This window comes from Herpetosiphon sp. NSE202 (assembly GCF_042688385.1).
Lineage (GTDB): Bacteria > Chloroflexota > Chloroflexia > Chloroflexales > Herpetosiphonaceae > Herpetosiphon.
The window spans coordinates 459,376-479,089 of record NZ_JBHUPY010000001.1 but is presented as its reverse complement, the minus strand read 5'-3'; the positions used below and the strand labels follow the sequence as shown (position 1 = coordinate 479,089).

The 19,714-nt window shown below is 51.8% G+C and carries 13 protein-coding genes and 1 pseudogene; 4 read left to right on the top strand and 10 right to left on the bottom strand.

All coding sequences use genetic code 11. The annotated features are described in order from the left end of the window. The first annotated feature begins 1 nt into the window (after position 1). A complete protein-coding gene (locus tag ACFMKP_RS01975; protein WP_382288588.1) occupies positions 2–466 on the top strand; it encodes a hypothetical protein in 465 nt (154 codons plus the stop codon). Between the two features lie 358 nt (positions 467–824). Here ACFMKP_RS01975 and ACFMKP_RS01970 read toward each other — a convergent pair whose 3' ends face one another. From ACFMKP_RS01970 to ACFMKP_RS01950, 5 genes and pseudogenes are all read right to left on the bottom strand, one after another. After that, complete coding sequence (locus ACFMKP_RS01970; protein WP_382288586.1) at positions 825–1,325, bottom strand: hypothetical protein; 501 nt, start codon at positions 1,323–1,325, stop codon at positions 825–827. Between the two features lie 503 nt (positions 1,326–1,828). Beyond that, the gene (locus ACFMKP_RS01965; RefSeq protein WP_382288584.1) at positions 1,829–2,329 is read right to left on the bottom strand and encodes a cyclic nucleotide-binding domain-containing protein; all 501 of its coding nucleotides are present in this window, start codon (positions 2,327–2,329) and stop codon (positions 1,829–1,831) included. Continuing rightward, complete coding sequence (locus ACFMKP_RS01960; RefSeq protein WP_382288582.1) at positions 2,319–4,586, bottom strand: ATP-binding protein; 2,268 nt, start codon at positions 4,584–4,586, stop codon at positions 2,319–2,321. Before ACFMKP_RS01960 ends, ACFMKP_RS01965 begins: the two co-directional genes overlap by 11 nt. Next, complete coding sequence (locus tag ACFMKP_RS01955) at positions 4,583–5,536, bottom strand: NAD(P)-dependent oxidoreductase (protein WP_054535107.1); 954 nt, start codon at positions 5,534–5,536, stop codon at positions 4,583–4,585. The genes ACFMKP_RS01960 and ACFMKP_RS01955 overlap by 4 nt, the downstream gene beginning before the upstream one ends. A 107-nt stretch (positions 5,537–5,643) precedes the next feature. Next, positions 5,644–5,844 (bottom strand): annotated as a pseudogene (locus ACFMKP_RS01950) (Rdx family protein); the annotation flags it as partial. Positions 5,845–6,278: 434 nt separating this feature from the next. Between ACFMKP_RS01950 and ACFMKP_RS01945 the strand changes: the two are divergent. Continuing rightward, positions 6,279–6,782 carry a ribosomal protein L7/L12 gene (locus ACFMKP_RS01945; RefSeq protein ID WP_382288579.1) on the top strand — a complete coding sequence of 168 codons (504 nt, stop codon included), beginning with the start codon at positions 6,279–6,281 and terminating at the stop codon, positions 6,780–6,782. A 97-nt stretch (positions 6,783–6,879) separates the two neighbouring features. Here ACFMKP_RS01945 and ACFMKP_RS01940 read toward each other — a convergent pair whose 3' ends face one another. The 5 genes from ACFMKP_RS01940 to ACFMKP_RS01920 all read right to left on the bottom strand — a co-directional run bounded on the left by ACFMKP_RS01940 (position 6,880) and on the right by ACFMKP_RS01920 (position 13,896). After that, a complete protein-coding gene (locus tag ACFMKP_RS01940) occupies positions 6,880–9,204 on the bottom strand; it encodes a GH116 family glycosyl hydrolase (protein WP_382288577.1) in 2,325 nt (774 codons plus the stop codon). 123 nt (positions 9,205–9,327) lie between these two features. After that, complete coding sequence (locus tag ACFMKP_RS01935; RefSeq protein ID WP_382288575.1) at positions 9,328–10,221, bottom strand: carbohydrate ABC transporter permease; 894 nt, start codon at positions 10,219–10,221, stop codon at positions 9,328–9,330. Positions 10,222–10,232: 11 nt separating this feature from the next. Beyond that, positions 10,233–11,210 carry a carbohydrate ABC transporter permease gene (locus tag ACFMKP_RS01930; RefSeq protein ID WP_204755901.1) on the bottom strand — a complete coding sequence of 326 codons (978 nt, stop codon included), beginning with the start codon at positions 11,208–11,210 and terminating at the stop codon, positions 10,233–10,235. Between the two features lie 78 nt (positions 11,211–11,288). Further along, positions 11,289–12,743, bottom strand: coding sequence for a sugar ABC transporter substrate-binding protein (locus ACFMKP_RS01925; protein WP_382288572.1), 1,455 nt, complete (start codon positions 12,741–12,743; stop codon positions 11,289–11,291). Positions 12,744–12,873: 130 nt separating this feature from the next. Next, positions 12,874–13,896: a LacI family DNA-binding transcriptional regulator gene (locus ACFMKP_RS01920; protein WP_204755899.1), complete on the bottom strand. Its 1,023-nt coding sequence runs from the start codon at positions 13,894–13,896 to the stop codon at positions 12,874–12,876. Positions 13,897–14,355: 459 nt separating this feature from the next. Here ACFMKP_RS01920 and ACFMKP_RS01915 point away from each other — a divergent pair, with 459 nt between their 5' ends. After that, positions 14,356–16,914, top strand: coding sequence for a glycoside hydrolase family 9 protein (locus ACFMKP_RS01915; RefSeq protein WP_382288570.1), 2,559 nt, complete (start codon positions 14,356–14,358; stop codon positions 16,912–16,914). 170 nt (positions 16,915–17,084) lie between these two features. Then, positions 17,085–19,616 (top strand): glycoside hydrolase family 48 protein, encoded by a 2,532-nt coding sequence (locus ACFMKP_RS01910; protein WP_382288568.1) that lies wholly within the window; start codon positions 17,085–17,087, stop codon positions 19,614–19,616. Positions 19,617–19,714 lie beyond the last annotated feature (98 nt).

The window sequence follows — 19,714 nt, the reverse complement described above, 5'->3', positions numbered from 1 at the left end:
TATGTTTCCATCTGTTCTACAAACGATCATGGCCTCTGCCAACTGGAAACCTGCGATAGATCGCGATCCAACGCCATGGCTCGATGCCTTGGCGACGCACCACTATCCGCTGTTTCCGGCGGCAGAGGCCCTATTGGCAAGCTATGGAGGATGTGCTTTCACGACCGCCGCTTGGCATGATACGGCATTTGAACTGACAGATACACTCGATGGAATATTTGAATGGACTTCATCAGAGATTGAACTTAGCATTGATCCCTATCGTGCGCTGGCTTTAACAGAAGCAACGATTTGGCAAACGCATCCCTATATCCTTCATACGCGCCTACAGCTTGCCCCAATTGGCCAATCAGCTACCCAACCCAGAATAACGCATCGATTTTTGTGTTGTCGAATGGTTCTATTATGCAGGGCCAATGGAGATTTAATCGGCTTGATTGGAAGCTTCCTAGTGTTCCAGTATTAAGTATGCTAGGAGCAAGTCTTGAGCAGGCCATAGAAAAAATTCTTTATGATGGGTTGTTAATTATGGAGCGTACCACAAATTTGATCCACGAAGCGCACGAAGCGCACGAAGGACACGAAGAGGGAATGTTTTAGGGGGCCAGTCACCAGAATTAGCCACTGAAACCGCGAAGGACGCGAAGCGCACGAAGCAGTATTGAACCAAATAAGCTTTTAACGCAGAGGCGCAAAGCATATATTCATCAGTAGTGTTAGGGAATCCGAAGCGTGCGCAAGTAAATCACGAAGGCGATTACAACAAAAAGCAGAGTGATTGAAATAAGCATAACTTCTCACCATGCGCTGACGAACTGCGATGGTTATTCTGTTTCGAGTTGATTACATGGAATATTGACATCATAGAAATTCCGCAGATAGGTGACACCAAACTCCATCCGTGTGATTTTTTCGCTGGTTGAATCGCCAATCACGAGCATATACATCCCAGGTTCGAGATCGGGAAGTGTCCAGTCGTACTGTTGTGCTGGATCACCGACCCGAAGTATCGTTGCTGTGGGAGGATTCCAGACAAAGCGTTGCGGTATATCGGGATAGAGCGGACCTTTTACAATGAATGAGAGCCTCGTGAGATCAAGATCGATGTTGCCTGCTTGCAAGGTGATCTGCATGGTGATTGATTCATGCAGATCGAAACAGTTCTTGGGAAGGTAGACTTTTGCATCATCACCAAAATGCCTTCCTTCACCTTCTTTGGCAAGGCGATAGGTAATTGCTTGAGCCGTTGGATCAGGTTGGCTTGGCCCACATCCCCCAAAAACCAGAACCAACGCGCCAAGAACTGAGCATAGATAACGTTTCATACAGAATCCTTTAAGCCGAGTCGCAGCAAGCCGCCAACCATTGCCATCCAGTAACACGTTTTGCACGCGTTTCTCAGCCTGAATGAAGAGGGTATGCATTAATTGATTAGCCCACGAAGAGACCCCTTGCACCCATACAATAATGGGGCGATTGAGATGGGAGGCTAGAGATTTTGTCAGGTAGGGATTGATTCAAAAAGGGGAATTAGTCTAGCTTCTCTTCCATCTCGACGACGAGTATACTCCATCCATAGATGCGCTGTCGAGGGGGATTCGATGGGGGATACAAGTCAAGCACCATGGTATTCCGAGCCATAAACAAGAACTGGCAGCACCGCATAAAACTCGCTTTCTGAACGGGCGACTGGGGATGATTCTCAATAGCCGCCTGCAACCGAGCGCTCAGCAGAATTTTTCCCCAAGCAATAATATCGAAACCCCAAAAAAGAAACGCGTGGTAGGAGTTACCACGCGTTTTTTGATCCTCAATTGCAGATACCTAATTATTCAATTTGGCTCAATTGATTATCTTGCCATTTGATATGCCCGCGCAGTAGCAACGATGCTGAGCGCAACTTGTAGATCATATCGTTGATGAAATTGCGCATAATGCGGTAGCCAATCGCGGTATTGGTATCGCAGAGCGCCGAAAGCTCAGGCCCGTTGATCACTAATAAGGTGGTTGGGTTCATGCTGGCAACCGCTGTGGCCGAACGACTGCCGCCGCCAAGCATGGCAATTTCGCCAAACGCTTGGCCTTCGTAAGCGGTGTTAATCGTCGATAAGCGACTTTGGCCGTCGGAGCCGCGAGTCTGCACTTGAATTTCCACCGCGCCATCGTGCACAACATACAAATCGTCGCCATCACTATCTTCGCGGAAGATAATTTGGCCTTTTTTGGCTTTGGCAACTTTGCAAAGCTGGGCAATCTGGCTCAATTCAAGATCGCTCAGCCCAGCAAAAATATCGACGCGACGTAACACTGCAATGACACTACTGTTCATCGTTCCTCCGGCTTGGTTGGGGCGAGAATAAAAATGCATCGAGATCGAGGGTGGTTTGGGTGGTGTTGGTTTCATGTTTTTCGGGAATATAGCGCGGGATGGCGATGCAGAAGCGTGCGCCGCCGCTCGGTGCGCTATCAACCCAAATCCGCCCATTGTGCAGTGTAATAATTTCGCGACATAAATACAAGCCTAAACCTAAGCCTTCGGTGCTTGAGCCGGTGCGCCGAATCCCCGGCACTCTGTAGTAGCGTTCAAACAAGCGTTCGCGTTGGGCTTGGGGAATGCCCGGCCCTTGATCATCAACTTGCACATAGCCAAAATGTTCATCACTAAACACCTGCACCCAAATCTGAGTTTGTTGCGGGCTATAGCGAATCGCATTGGTCAAAAAGTTGGTGGCAACTTGGCGCAATTTCAGCGAATCGCCATAAACGACGCTATGGTTGAGTTGTTCAAAATGTAGGGTATGATGGTTGGCTGTTTGGCGAGCTTGGTTCACAACTGAATCAAGCAAAATGCCCAAATCAACAGCATCAAGCTGAATGGTGTAGCGCTCAGCATCAATTCGCGACACATCAAGCAAATTATCGACCAATTGCACCATAATATTAACTTGCTGGCTGAGCGTGATAAAGCCCCGTAAATCGCGGCCTTCAGTGGCTTGCTTCAACTCGCGGCGCAGCAGCAAATCGCTATAGCCTTTGATTGCGGCCAATGGCGAGCGTAACTCGTGGGCAGCAACCGCCAAAAACTCATCTTTGGCCTCTTCCAAACGGCGTTGCTCGGTAATATCGCGAAACACAATCACCGCGCCATCAAACGAAGTATCGCCGCTATCAATTAATACTGAACGGCGCAAAGGCGCACCGCTAAAGCTCAGCACCACATCTTGATCTTGGCTGCCAGGCACAATCAAGCGATAATCGCGAAAAACTTCGCCCGCCAAGGCGCGGGCAAACGGCAACATATCGGCTTCAACAACACTGCCATCGAGGTAGCGCGCACCTGCCTCGCTGCTCGTGGCCATAGTTGGCAAAATCGAAATTTCCAACAAACCGGCGGCGGTTTCGTTGGCCAGAATCAACTCGCCAACTCCGTTACAAATCGCCACCCCATCGGCAATCGATTCGATCACCGTGCCCAGCCGTTGACGTTCGCGCTGGCTTTCTTCATATAAACGAGTATTGGCAATCGCGATCCCAATTTGCGAACCCATCGACACCAGCGAAGGCCAATCGATGTTGGTGGCGAGAGTTTGGTAATTGCCATACAACACCAAAACGCCGACGATTGTGCCGCCCGCCAAGAGTGGCATCGCCGCCCGCCCCATAATATCCTCGCCAAGATCGCTGGTGCTGATGACTGGGCGCAAGGTTGGCTGGCCATAATAGACCACATCTTCGAGCACGCTATTGGCTTGGCTCGAACCAAGCAGCAGCGCCTCACGTGGCGGAAGTTGGTGTTGGGCAGCCAACGACATGCTGCGGCCACCAGGCGAGGCCAAACAAATCGCCCCGCCATTGGCGCTGACGACCTCAATCACCACCAACAAGGCCACATTCAGCAAGTCGGGCAAATCGGATGATGTGCTGATTGCCGTCACAACTGCATCGAGCGCAGCCAAGCGGCGGCGCTGGCCACGGGCATCTGCCTGTTGGCGCACCAACTGCAACAACGAACCAAGTTGATCGAGGGTTGGTTGCAACCACGCTGCCGAATTGGCGTTGAGGCTGGGTTTGCTACAAAAAAACTCAATTACGCCACTGGGTCGGCCATTGCCGCCCAAGGTAAACGCAGTTACTTGAAACGAAATGGGCAATAAGGCTCGCCAACGGTTGAAAAGCGCCTCGCGGCGACGACCCAACGCCCCAAACATGGCCCGATATTCATCGACGTTGCGGGCCGTAATTGCATGGCCTTCGCTGATTACGCGGCCAGCCAGCGCCTCGCCGCTGCGCACTTGCAAGGCACTAAGAGCCTCGCGATCGTCGGCGCTAAAATCCTCGTGGCTTGCACTATTGAAGTGGCTTAGCAGGTAACGATGTGAAGTAGCACTATAAAACCACACTGCAATCGCATCGACAGCTAAAACGTGGCGCAATTGGGCACTAGCGGCGGTGATTAAGCGCGCAGGATCATCAACATTCATAATATCGTTCATGATCCGCGAAAGCGCTAAAAGCCGATTTTGAATCCGTTTGCTAGCCAGCGTTTGCAGCTGTCGATGGCCGCGTTGCCGTGATCGTTCTGTCATCGCCGCTGTTCCTCATCCCACGCAATGTTCCACGCGACAGCTCGCCGTAAGCCTTCGGCTAAAGCAACTTGGGGCGTGTAACCCAAGAGTTGGCGTGCTCGCCCGATGTTGGCCACATAGTAGGTGACTTCACCGGCGAGTTTTGACGGTTGCACGTTAATCGTTGCTTCAATTTGCAACGCCTCGGCGATCAATTCGGCCATACGAACCAGGGTATTGCCTTCGCCATAGGCTAAATTAAAGGTCTGATTGGCAACGTGGCCACTGACAATCCGCTCGATTCCGCGCACAATTCCATCGACACAATCGTCGACGTAGGTGAAATCGAGGGTTTTTTCACGCCCAAAGACGGTCACAGGTTGGCCGTCGCGAATGCGGCGAATGAACAGGGGAATTACCCGTTCCATACGTTCGATGTCGTTATCGTAGCGCCCATAGACATTCGAAAAACGAAAAACCAAATAGGGCAGGTTGTAACATCGGGCATAGGAATAGATAAATGCTTCGCCGCTGATTTTTGAGGCTGAATATGGGCTTTCGGTATACACAAAGTCGGCTTGGGCTTCTTCGGTTAAGTAGCGATGAATATCACCATAGACTTCACGTGATGAGCTAAAAATGATTGGTACTTGTTGATGGCGACAGTATTCCAATACGTTGTAGGTGGTCATCACATTTTCCAACGCTCGGTGCGGATAGGTCACCAATTCGTGAACTTTGGCGTTGGCCGCCAAGTGAACCACGACATCGGGCTTGGGATAGGGCACGCCGCCAATGCCGCCTTCAAAATCGCGGTAGGGTGCGCCCAAATCCTGAATCACATACTCAAAGGCTTTTGTCCACGTGTTGACCCGTTGATCAACTCCAAACACTTCATGGCCATCTGCGAGAAGGCGTAGCGCCAAATTGGTGCCAATCTGCCCACTGGAACCTGTGATCAAAACCAACACGGGAAACTCCTTGCTTAGTATGGTGTGGCTGCGATTATAGCATGCGGATTTGGCCCTGTGAAAGCTGCAAGCCCGCTGCATGCCGCAAGTAGGCTTGCAGCAGCGGTTTAGGCTTGTTGGTCGAGATAGGCAGCGATCAAGGCCTCAACTTCGCCTGCCTCAGCATGGCGTTCGATCTGAAGTTTGCTATAGAGCAATTGCCCATTAACTTCAACTTCAAAACAGCCACCCTTTGATGGAACGAGGCTCAGTTGCTGAATCGCTTGACGATGAATGTCCAACAGTTGGGCTGCCAAACTGACAGCACGCGGGGTGTAGTTTCAATACATGCAAAAGGTAATAGTGATCTGCATCAGCAGCCTCCTACATTCAATAAACCATTGGTTCAATTATACTCAGAACAGAGAACATAGGGCATAGAACATAGGGAATTAGGCTTTTGGCTTTTGGCTGTTTAAGGTCCCCTCACCCCAACCCCTCTCCCGTGGCGCGGGCAAGGGGCTTTAATCCTATGGTTCTGCCGCAATTCCTTGGCGAACAATGGTCGGCTCCCCTCGCCCGCGTTCAGTGGGAGAGGGGCTGGGGGTGAGGGCATGCAACTGATTACCAATCCAATGAACCATTCGACATAGCCTCCTCGCCTTCGTGCGCTTCGTGAATCAAAAAGCAAGCCTAATCCTTGCATTGATCATCAATTCACGTACACTCTGATAGAAAGCGATTAAGTAGATGGAGCACTATTATGCCAAATGAAATTTGGTGGATTGGCTTAGCAGTCTTGATTGGATTAACGATTTGGATTTGGAGCAAACGCTCCGAGCGTCCAAGCAGCAGCATTAATCTCAATCAGACCCCAATCAATCCAGTCCACACACCAAACGTTGATTCAAATCCAAGCGCTCAATTTAGCACTGGCTTCGATTCCAAACCAATCGATCAAGCAGCTATTCAAGGCTTATTGATCCAAGGCAAAAAGATCGAAGCGATTAAGCAAGTGCGACTGCAAACCAACCTTGGCCTCAAAGAAGCCAAAGATTATGTCGAGATGATTGAACGCGGCGAAAACCCAAGCCAGCTGATGAGTGCAAATCGTGCTATGCCTCAAGCTCAAGGCTTACCAGACGATCTACTGCGCGAAGCTCAAGCCATCGCCCGCCAAGGCAACAAAATTCAGGCGATCAAACTCGTTCGTCAAGCAACCAATTTGGGCTTGAAAGAAGCCAAAGATATGGTTGATCGTTGGTAAGCGCAAAACCACGCTGGGCCAGAATCCAGCGTGGTTTTGAAGCATGGTTGCGTCAAGGCGACGCGAAGAGGTTCGACAAGCGAGGCTTGTCCGCTAATCAGGCTTTGTTGGCACGCACAGCTAAGGCATGCTCAATTGCCCAAATCGATTGTGGCCGCATATACATGCTGGCGCGGAAGGTTCGCTCCACGCCCCATGCTTCTGGTGTACGGAACCACAAACCAAGTTCGTTATAGGTGGCGTTATAGGCTCCCCAAGCGGTTTGCCAGCCTTCGACATCCAAGCCTTCTTGTAGCATCATGGCTGCGATTGCATAGGTTGTGCCGCTCCAAACTTCGCTGGCTTGGTTGGAGCTGGTATCAACCGTGCCATCTGGATGCATGCCATTGACCGCGCCCAAGGTTCCATTGGCATATTGCATGACGTTGAAACGATAGACCGTCTGCAATGCCGAGCGAATCATGGCGTGTGGTGCGACCGCTGGCAAGCCAATTGCGCCTGCATACCACTGACCAACCAATTGATCAGCCATAATCACTTCGCGCAAATCGGTATCAGCAGTGTGATAGCGGAAGTAGGTGCCATTCCAAAGTTTGGTTTCGAAGCTTTGGCGGGCTGCTGCCAACCATTCGCTCCACGTGTCGGCTTGCACTTGCTCGCCCATCCGTTGGGCCAAGCGAATTGCTGCTTCCAAAGCACAAATCAACAAGCTGGCGGAATAACTCGCAGCGCCGCTCATCGCCCAGGTATCGTAGGTTTGGTCGGCTCCGCTATGGTCAAGCAAGCCATCGCCATCGCTATCAAATTGGTGCACATATTCCAAGGCGGTCGGAATCGTTGACCACGTTTCTTCAAGCATGGCTTGATCGTTCCACAAGGTTACGTCGCGATAGATGCGCAAAATATACTTGAGGTTGAGATCTTTCCAATTGTTGATGTCTTGGAAGTCGTAGGCATTGGTTTTGATCAATGGTTGCTCTTTGGGCGCGCCAAGATCGTGAGGCAAGGCTCCCGCTGCTTTACGAATCGCTTGCACTTGGGTTGCCACAATCGTCACGACGGTATCATCAGCATCGTTGACGGTTTTGGAGAAGGCAATAATTTCGCCGCGTTCAAGCTCTGGCCACAAGGCCAAGATGCTCCACGAGCTATAAAACGACACATCGAGCGTGCCATAGAATGGATAATCGTAGCATTCGAGGTAGCTAAACAAGCCCACTGAATCCTCAGCAGGTTCAGGCTCGCCCACCGCACGATCAACCCACAACGTACCACCATCAACCAAATAATAAAGTTCGTTAAAAAGAGCAGATTTATACCACTGTGGCCGTTGATCGTCGTTAAGAATTGGGTTTTGCCAGGCTTCAATCGCCTTGCGCCAAGCATCGGCGTTGGTCAAGCTAGCGCTTGCCAAAGCTTGAGCTTGATCGCCGTTTGTGCCCCAAAAGTGAGTGTAGCGCTTGTACCAGCGGCTTTCATCAGCAAACTCGACAATTGGGAAATCCCAAGCGAGGCTGAACGGAATCACGGCGCTTTCGCCGGGCGCAAGTTCGAGGGTGACGGCAATTGCGGTTGCGCTGCGTTGGTCGGCGGCAACCTGTTGGCTGGTTGGATATTCGGCCAATTGACCATCGCTGGCAAAATCTTGCCACAACGCGGCTGCATCTTGGGCAACATCCCAACACGTCCATTGACTGACGCTGGCAGCTTCTGGCGCTTGCACAGCCAAAGCCCAGGTGCCATTGTGGCTGCTCAAGGCTTGGTCACTGGTTTGGCTCAAGGTTACGCCAGTTGTATTGCCATCGTGCCATGCGTTGTGTTGGCGTTGCAACGTCAGACCTGCCGCTTCTACTGCGCGGGTATGTTCCCAGGTCAGCATCAAGCCCAAGCGCACTGTTTCGCTGCCACGGTTGGTCACGCGCCAGGTAAACACACCAACTGGGAAGCTACTTTCCTTGAGATTACCAGCCAAAACTGGCGAGAATTGCTCTTGCACCAATTCAAGCGGCCAATCTGGGTGTTGATAATCGAACCAAGCGCGGGGAAATAGCGCATGATACTTGCCAGCGCCAACTGGATAATTCCAATTCCACGTGCTGAGTTCATCGCCATCTGGTTGAGTTGTGCACAACACTTGGGCTGCTTGTTTGCTGGCGGTTTGCCAAAAAACACTCCATTGGTTGGGCCAAACGCTGCGATTAACGTGCTTGCCAACTTCTAAATGCCAGCGCGACCAATCGCCGCGAAAGTTACGGCCAATCGCCCCGCTGCCCATGCCACCAATTGGCAAACCGTGAAAGACACCATCGTCAATGATTGGCCCATGATCGTGGGCGGCAATCGCCGCATTCGGATAATCGAGGCCAAGCGGGCGTTGCCACGCTGCGAGAGGAATTGAGGGGTGGTGGCGTTGTTCGGTCATGATCCTGTGCTCCTATGTTTGGGTGCGATTCCCAAACACTGCTCGATAAATAACAAAGCGACGTGCAGACCTCAGCAACGCCAAAGTCTGCACGCCTTTGTCCCGGTTGGTGAGAAAATAAATCTATTTGACAGCGCCAGCGGTAAGGCCAGCGATAAATCGCTTTTGTAAAAGGAAGAACATCGCGGCAACTGGCAGAATAATCACCACCGACGCTGCCGAAAGCAACTCGTAGCGATTTTGCGAGCCAGCAACGCCCGTAAATTGGCGAATCCCGACCGGAATCGTCTGCACGTTCAAGATCCAGGCGAACAACAGTTCGTCCCACGCGGTCAAGAACACAAAGATTGCAGTTGAAATGACACCTGGGCCAGCCAACGGCATAATAATATACAAGAAGGCTTGGAAGCGGGTTGCCCCATCGACCATGGCCTGTTCTTCCAAGTCGATTGGAATCGTCGCAAAGAAACTGCGTTGAATCCAGAGTGAGATTGGCAAAAAGAAGCCAACATACAGCACAATCGCGCCAAAATTGGTGCCAATCAAAGGAATGCCAAGGTTATTTTTTAACCAAAGGAAGGTCATATACAACGGAATTAGGAACAAGGTGCCAGGCACCAATTGGGTTCCCAAAATCGCCATACTAAACCCACCAGAGCCAGGGAAGCGAAAGCGGGCCAAGGCATAGCCCGACATCGAAGCCAAAATGGTTACAACGAGGGTCGTAATGCCACAAATAATTAAGCTATTGCTAAAATAAGTGCCAAATTTAACCCGCGTCCACATTTCGTTGTAGTTGCTAAATTTCCATTCGCTAGGAAAGAAGCTGCTAGCAGCAGCAAATTCATCGCGTGATTTGAACGAGCCAAGAATCAAGAAGAGAATTGGCAACAACATAAAGGCAATCAGAATCAGCAGCAGAATATCGCCACCACGATCAAATAACCAAGCTTTGTAATTGATCGTCGCGCGTGCTGGTCGGGCCGATTCGGCCTTTTTACTGAGCGAAACACCCATAAACGGCCTCCTTATTCAGCCCGCAAGCTATCGCGGAATGTACGATACCAAATGCCAACAAAGATCAACAGCATGCCCATCAGAATCACCGAGGCTGCCGAGCCAAATCCATACAGGTGACGTTCCCATGTCTGGCGCGTAATTGCTGGTACGAGCAAGTCGGCATATTCGCCTGCGAAACCGGTACCACCGCCAAACATTTGAACAGCGATATTATAGCCGCCGTAGAAACCATTAATCAAGCCAAACAACACTTGGGTTGCAGCAATCGGCTTAATCAAGGGCAAAGTAATGTGGCGAAAGCGCTGCCAGCCATTTGCGCCGTCAAGTGAGGCCGCCTCATATAAGTCGGTTGGAATCACCTGAATTGCGGCGAGGAACATAATGGTGGTGAAGGGCAACCCGCGCCAAACCGTGGCAATGACCAAGGCATACAGCGAGTTAGGGCCAATCAACCAAGTTATTGGCGTATCAACAATGTTCAAGCCAAGCAAAATGCGATTGGCAAGTCCACCTTGTTCGAGCCAAATAAAGTTGAAAATCGTGCCAGTGACGAAGGTAGGGACAACCCACGGCAACAAGACCAAGGTTCGGGCAATCCCGCGCCAGCGGAAATTACGATTCAGCAACATGGCCAGAATCAAGCCCACGCCCAGCGTGCCAATATTCGTCCAAATTGTATAAACTAAGGTATTTGAGGCTGCATTAATTAGGCCAGTTACCCGCGAGCTTGTGCCATCTTCGCCGATGCCAAAAATCGCATTGAATACTTCGATGTAGTATTTGAGCCCAACAAATGGAGCTTTGAGGTAGAGGGTCAGGGTGGTAAGGCGAACGTCGAGGAGTGAAAGATACAAGCCTTGCACAATCGGAATCAAGTGCACAACCAGCATCGCTACAATGGTTGGAGCGATAAATTTATATGCTAGGCTGTTTTGCCGAATCCGTTGCCACAATGAGAGTTTATTTTTTTTTGGTGCCAGAGCCATAAACGTCGCTCCATTGCGTGGATGCTGTCGCTACTGGGATGCAAGCAGCAAGCCGCCTGCATCCCAGCATCAGTCCGATTAGTTACCCAACAATTCGTTGACGGTTTGAGCAGCTTGATCCAAGCGGGTCTTGACGACTTCAGCGCTGACTGGGCCGCCAGCGGTTGCTACATCGTCCCACAATGAACCAAGTTGTTCGTTGAGAACGCTCTCAACTTGACCCCATTCAGCGATAGGTGCTGAGGTCTTGCCTTTAGCGGCAGCTGAGATGAACACGCTGTACAACGGATCGCTGGCGATGCTTGCATCTGCTTGAGCGGTCTTGGTTGCTGGCAACATCCCGATAGCTTGGCTGTAGCGCAATTGTGATTCGTTAGCGGCCAAGAATTGAACGAACTTGACAGCGGCTTCGACGTTTTCGCAGCTCTTCAAGATGGCCAAGTTGCTACCACCAACGAAGGTGTATGAGCCACCTGGGCCTGCTGGGAATTCGGCGTAGGCCAAGTTGTCGGCCACGTCGCGGTTGGTCCAGCCACCAGCGTCAGCAGCAGTGCGAGCATTGCTGATCAACCATGGGCCAGTGATGGCGCTAAAGGTGCGGCCATCGCCGAAGCTGGCATCAACTTGCGCTGAGTTCAATTCCAAGGTGTTGGTGACGGTCAATTTGCTGCTGTAGAGGTTAGCAAATTCTGAAACGCCAGCCACAGCTGCATCTGAGTTGAAGGTTGCTTCGCTGAGGTCGCTGCTCAACAAATCGCCACCGCTGTTCCAGATCCACATTGAGCTATTTTGCCAAACGTTCCAGTCGTTGCGGCCTGGGAAAGCGATCCCAGCAACATCTGGATTTTGTTCTTGGATGGTAGCCAAGGTGGTTTTGAAGCTAGCCCAATCCTTGAAGGCATCTTCTGGCTTCAAGCCAGCTTTTTCCAACAAGTCTTTGCGATAGGCCAAAGCGCGCACATCAGCAAACCATGGAATCGAGAACGTGCCTTCCATACCTTGCAATTGTGAGGTTGCCCATGAAGCGGCTACGAAGCTATCGCTACCACCCATGGCGGTAATTTCTTCAGCGGTGAATGGGCGCAAGCCACCCATTGCAGCAAAGGTTGGGTTCCAGGTCGTACCCAATTGAGTAATACATGGGCCTTCGCCACCTTGGACCGAGGTTTGGATGCGTTGGAATGCTGCACCCCAGTCGAGCATTTCTGGCTCAACGTTAATGCCTGGGTTCGCTTTTTCGAAAGCATCAATTTCTGCTTGGATAGCGTCTGCTGGAGCAGCACCGTTTGGCATGTGCCACAGCTTCAAGGTTACTTCGCCAGCAGCTGGCTCAGCGGTTGCTGGTTCGGTGGTTGCTGCGGTTTCGGCGGTTGCCGCAACGGTTGGCTCAACTTGGGCCGCAGTCGTTGCGGTTGCAGCTGGAGCAGTTGTGGCAGTGGGAGCGGTCTCAGCACCACCACAAGCAACTAAGATCATTGAGATCAGAGTTAAGAGGGTCAGCCAATTAATAAACGGACGGCGTGAGCGTTGCATACGAATCCTCCTTGATTCCGGCGTTGAGTGGGTTGAACATCAGTGTCCAATGCGAACGCATTTGGGATCGCTCCCAAAAACTCCCGTGTTCGATCAGACCATGCGATCTAGTGAATCCGGCGGGTTCTGTTTAGGAGACCCGTGGTCCGCACGATTGGCGTAAGACTAACGAAGGTGAGAGACGGATGTGTTGCTGAAGCGGTGGTCGCCCTTCGAGATGGTCAAGCAACATCGTAGCGGCGGTACTTCCGAGTTTTTGAATCGGTTGGTGAATTGTCGTCAGGGCGGGGGTTGTGTAGGCCGCGCCTGGCACATCGTCAAAGCCGATCAACGAAATATCATGCGGGGCATGTAAACCGGCCTCGTAAATAGCCCGTAAGGCTCCTAACGCCATGGTGTCGCTTGCCACAAAGACAGCGCTTGGTCGATGCTCAAGGCTCAGTAATTGGCGCATTGCAGCATAGCCACCCTCTTGGGTAAATTCGCCCTCAATCATCAATTGATGCTCGATTGCGACTCCAGCTTGCAACAGCGATTGCTTGTAGCCATCACGTCGATCAATGGCGGTTTTCATCTGAAGTAGGCCTGTAATTGCCCCAATCCGTCGATGGCCAAGTTGCAATAAATGATTGACTGCCAGCACTGCGCCCGCCCGATTTGCTACATCAACGGTATACATTGGTTGCATATAGGGGTGTTCGCCGATTAAGACCAACGGCATTTGATCGTTAATCAACAAGGGCAACACTGGGTCATCAATATCGCTCGAAAGCATCAACAGACCGTCGGTCATCCGACTGCGTAATACCCGCTGATAGAAATCCCGTTCTTGGAGCCCCGTCACCATCGAGAGCATCACCGAATAATCCCGTTCTGAACAGGTTTCGGTAATTCCTTGAATAATTAAAGGGAAGAATGGGTCGGTGAAGATCACTGCCGAGCTGCGTGGGATCAACAGGGTCACCACATTGGTTCGGCGGCTTGCCAGACTGCGTGCGGCTGCCTGCGGAACATATTCTTGTTCGCGAATAACTTCCAACACCCGCTGTCGCACTTCGGGCCGTACGCTGGGATGATTATTAATTACCCGCGAAACGGTCGAACGTGAAACATTCGCAAGTTGGGCTATTTGACGAATCGTGAGTTGTTCCACGGTGAAACCCCACAAACTGATTTAAATTACTTTGGAACCGGTCTCAGAAGTCTTGGGGAGAGGATAAAAGATCTTATGTATTTTGTCAAGCTGAACTTTGCCAAATTAGTCTTTTAGTTTTCTTTATAGTGGTGTAGTAGGGTTTTATACCATTCTAATAGCCTAAACCTAAATCTAAAAAATTTTTAAAATTTACGCTTGACAAGTTGCAATGAATCATTTACGATATTTTTACTTTCATAACAATCTGTGTTTGGGAGCGATCTCATTTCACTACTGCATCACTCTCCTTCCTCCTAACCATTCAACAAACGCTTGAGTTCAGGCAATTGGGAGCGGTCTCAATAGCTTAAACACGCCACGTTGAAGCCACAGCGATCATGATCGTCGTGCTGTGCCACGCAGCACACCAGCACATGCAATCAACATTAAAGCCTTCAATGTAGGAAGGAGTGTCCAATGATGAGTACACCGCTCGAACGTTCGAGCCAACGCTGGCGACTTTTCGCCGGAATCGTTGCTTGTTTGATGATTGCTGGGCTAGTTCTTAGCCCCACCACCCCCACCAAAGCAGCCGCGCCGCTGTATGCCTACGGCGAAGCACTGCAAAAGTCCTTTTTCTTCTACGAAGCACAACAAGCTGGCCCAAAACCAAGCTGGAACCGGGTCACATGGCGCGGCGATTCAGTGCTCAACGATGGCGCTGACGTTGGCCTTAACCTCAGCGGCGGCTGGTTCGACGCTGGCGACCACGTTAAGTTTGGCTTTCCAATGGCGGCATCGGCCACAATGCTCGCTTGGGGCGCGGTTGAATATCGCGATGCCTATGCCCAAAGTGGCCAGCTTGACGAATTGCTGAACAACTTGCGCTTCGTCAACAACTATTTCATCAACGCCCATCCCTCGCCCAATGTGTTGTATGGCCAAGTTGGCAATGGTGGCAAAGACCACGCCTTCTGGGGGCCAGCAGAAATTGTTCATCTCGACGACCAAGCAGGCCCACGCCCTTCATACAAAATTGATGCAACCTGTGGTGGCTCGGATTTGGCGGGCGAAACCGCCGCTGCCATGGCCGCCTCGTCGATTGTGTTTCGGCCAACCGACCCAGCCTATGCTGACACCTTGCTGAGCCACGCTCGCCAACTCTACAGCTTTGCAGACACCGTACGCGGCAAATATAGCGACTGTATCACCGATGCCACCTCGTTCTACAACTCGTGGAGCGGCTACAACGATGAGTTGGTCTGGGGCGCAATTTGGTTGTATCGGGCAACCAACGAAGCCAGCTACCTCAACAAGGCTGAGCAATATTATGCCAACCTCAGCACCGAACCCCAAAGCACAACCAAATCGTATCGCTGGAGCATCGCCTGGGACGATAAATCCTATGGTTGCTATTTGTTGCTGGCCAAATTGACCGGCAAACAACAATACAAAGACGATACCGAACGCTGGTTGGATTATTGGACGGTGGGTTACAACGGCCAACGCATCACCTATTCGCCAGGTGGCTTGGCACAGTTGGATACCTGGGGAGCCTTGCGCTACTCAGCCAATACCTCATTCGCTGCCTTTGTCTACAGCGATTACATAACTGATGCAACCAAAAAAGCGCGCTATCACGATTTTGCGGTCAGCCAAATCAACTACATGCTGGGCAGCAACCCACGCAATAGCAGCTATGTGGTTGGCTTCGGCAACAATCCGCCAGTCAACGTGCACCATCGCACCGCCCACGGCTCGTGGACAGACTCATTGAGCAATCCAATCAATCAACGCCATATTTTGTACGGCGCGTTGGTTGGCGGCCCAGCCAAGGGTTCGGGCGATGCCTACACCGATAGCCGCAACGATTATGTGGCCAACGAAGTTGCCACCGACTACAATGCTGGCTTCACGAGCGCCTTGGCTCGCATGTATAGCGAATTTGGCGGCGCGCCACTTGCCAGCTTCCCACCAGTTGAAACCGCTGAAGATGAATTTTTCGTGGAAGCCAAAGTTAATGCTTCAGGCCCACGCTTCATCGAAATTAGCGGCGTAGTGCATAACCAAAGTGCCTGGCCCGCTCGCAACAGCACCAAACTCAGCTATCGCTACTTTGTTGATTTGAGCGAAGTGTTTGCTGCTGGCTATGGCTTGAGCGACATCACAGTAAGCAGCGCCTATACCCAAGGCTCAGGCGTTTCGGCGCTCAAGCAATGGGCTGGCACAATTTACTATGTCGAAATCGCTTTTGCTGGGATCAACGTCTATCCGGGCGGCCAATCGGAATCACGCAAAGAAGTGCAATTCCGGCTTTCGCTGCCAACCAACACCAATGCCCAACAATGGGACAACGCCAATGACTGGTCGTTCAATGGTGTTGGTACGAGCACTGATCGGCTCAAAACTCGCCGCATTCCAGTCTACGATAATGGCGTGAAGGTCTTTGGCGATGAGCCTGGTGGCAGCAACGTAACGCCAACCGCAACCGCGTTGCCAACCAATACTGCTACGCCAACCGTGCGCCCAACCAATACTGCAACCCCAACCACGGGGCCAAGCCTTACGCCAACGACCCGCCCAACCAATACCGCAACCCCAACCGTTGGCCCAAGCTTAACCCCAACCATCCGCCCAACCAACACCGCAACGCCATTGCCAAGCGCAACCGCGTTGCCAACCAACACGCCACTACCAACCAACACACCAGTTGCTGGCGCATGCCAAGTCAAGTATCGCGTTGCCAACGATTGGGGCAGCGGCTTCCTTGGCGATGTGACCATCACCAACGGTGGCGCAGCCATCAACAGCTGGACGCTCACTTGGAGCTTTGCTGGTAATCAACAAATCAGCAATCTCTGGAGCGGCGTGGCCAGCCAAACTGGTCAAAACGTCGCGGTCAGCAACGCTGGCTGGAACGGTAATCTTGCCAGTGGCGGCTCGGTCAATGTTGGCTTCCAAGCAACCTACAGCGGAACCAATAGCATTCCCGCAAGCTTCAGCCTAAACGGCGCTGCTTGTACGATTGTGCCATAACCAACTAGCAAATCCTCGGCAATGGTTGCAGCGAACGATCCGCGCTGTTTGATGCAACCATTGCCCTAGGCTCGCACGCTAGTTGTATGGAAATAGATAGCTCTGCCGTCGATTGGGCAGAGGTTCGCTTCGTATTGTCTCTGAACTTTTCATTTATCCAAGGAGCATGTATGTCTCGACACTATTATGCCCGTGGGGCGATGTTGTTAGCGCTGCTAACAATGATTGGTGGTCTGCTGACCACTCAGAATGCCAAGCCAACTGCTGCTGCTGCCAGTTGTGTTGTCACCTATCGCGTACCCAACGATTGGGGCAGTGGCTTCCTCGGCGATGTTAACATTCAAAATAATGGCGCTGCACTCAGCAGCTGGACAGTTGGCTGGACGTTTGCTGGCAATCAGCAAATCACCAATCTCTGGAGTGGCGTGGTCAGCCAAACTGGCCAAAACGTCACGGTCAGCAACGCTGGCTGGAACGGGGCAATTGGTAGCGGTGGCGCTGTAAACTTTGGCTTCCAAGGCACCTACAGCGGAGCTAATGCCCTGCCAACCGTGTTTACCTTAAATGGTGTGGTTTGTGGTGAAAATAATCCAAATCCAACCGCAACGACCCGCCCAACCAATACAACTGTGCCACCAACCGCAACCACGCGGCCAACCAACACCGCAGTTGTCCCACCAACCAATACGGCTGTGCCGCCAACCGCGACCACGCGGCCAACCAACACAACCGTGCCACCAACCGCAACCAACGGCCCAACCAATACGCCAACCGTGGTGCCACCAACCAGCACGCCAACCATTCCAGGCGACGATACGTATGATCAACGCTTCTTAGAGCTATACGCTGAGCTGAAAAACCCAGCCAATGGCTACTTCAGCCCAGAAGGCGTGCCCTACCACTCAATCGAAACCCTGATTGTTGAAGCCCCAGATTATGGCCACGAAACCACATCCGAAGCCTATAGCTACTGGTTGTGGCTCGAAGCCATGTATGGCGAAGCAACTGGCAACTGGCAACCATTGGCCGATGCTTGGCGCAACATGGAAATGTACATCATTCCAACCAGCCAAGATCAACCAAGCAGTGGTTCATACAACGCCAACAGCCCAGCCACCTACGCTGGCGAATGGGAACAACCAAATCTTTATCCATCACAATTGCAAACCAACGTTTCAGTTGGCCAAGACCCAATTGCCGCCGAATTGCGCTCGGCCTATGGCACCAGCGATGTCTATGGCATGCACTGGTTGCTCGATGTTGATAACTGGTATGGCTATGGCCGCCGTGGCGATGGCACCAGCAAACCATCATATATCAATACCTTCCAACGTGGCGCACAAGAATCAGTGTGGGAAACTGTGCCCCATCCATCGTGGGAAAGCTTCAATGATGGCGGCCCCAACGGCTTCTTAGATTTGTTCACTGGCGATGCAAGCTATGCCCGCCAATGGCGCTACACCAATGCTCCCGATGCTGATGCCCGTGCTGTCCAAGCAATCTACTGGGCTAAAGTATGGGCCGACGAGCAAGGCGGCTCACCCATCGTCAATGGCTTGGTAACCAAAGCCTCCAAGATGGGCGACTACCTGCGCTACGCCTTCTTCGACAAGTACTTCAAGCAAATTGGCTGTAAATCCACCTCGTGCCCAGCAGGCTCAGGCTACAACAGCGCTCACTATCTGTTGTCGTGGTACTACGCTTGGGGCGGCTCGATTGGCAACGGCGGCGGCTGGGCATGGCGCATCGGTAGCAGCCACAATCACTTCGGCTACCAAAACCCAATGGCAGCCTGGATCTTGGGCAGCCAACCAGCCTTCAAACCAGCTTCACCCAACGGCGCTCGCGACTGGAACACCAGTTTGACCCGCCAAATTGAGTTCTATACCTGGTTGCAATCAAGCGAAGGCGCAATCGCAGGTGGTGCTACCAACAGCTGGAATGGTCGCTACGAAGCCCCGCCAGCAGGCACTAGCACCTTCTACAACATGGCCTACGACGAAAAACCGGTCTACCACGATCCTGCGAGCAACACCTGGTTTGGTTTCCAAGCTTGGTCGATGGAACGGGTCGCCGAATACTACTACGCTTCAGGCGATGTCAAAGCCAAAAACGTGCTCGATAAGTGGGTAACCTGGGCTTTGGCCAACACCACCTTGACCAGCAATGGCAGCTACGAAATTCCATCAACCTTGGCATGGACTGGCCAACCAGCGACTTGGAACGCCAGCAACCCAGCTGCCAACACCAACTTGCACGTCACGGTTGTTGATAAAACCCAAGACGTGGGTGTTGCCGCCGCTTATGCCAAAACCTTGATGTACTACAGCGCTGCGACCAAGCGCTATGGCACCCAACACGTTGCTTCACAAACCATGGCCAAAGAGCTGATCGACCGCATGTGGACGGAGTATCGCGATGATAAGGGCGTTGCTAACCCAGAAACCCGCCGCGACTACAACCGCTTCGATGATCCAGTGTCTGTGCCAAACGGCTGGACTGGCACGATGGCCAATGGTGATCCAATCAACAATTCATCGACGTTCTTGAGCATTCGCACCAAGTATGAAGATGATCCAGCCTTCCCAGCAGTGCAAGCCTACCTCAACGGTGGCCCAGCACCAACCTTCACCTACCACCGCTTCTGGGCCCAAGCAGACATCGCAATGGCGTACGCCGAATACGATCGCTTGTTCCAATAAGCGTTATCGATGCTCGCTAGCGCTTGCTGACGAGCATCGGTTAATAAAACTTAAATTGCAGGACTTTTAGCCTATCCATTAAATATCTTAATAAAGAG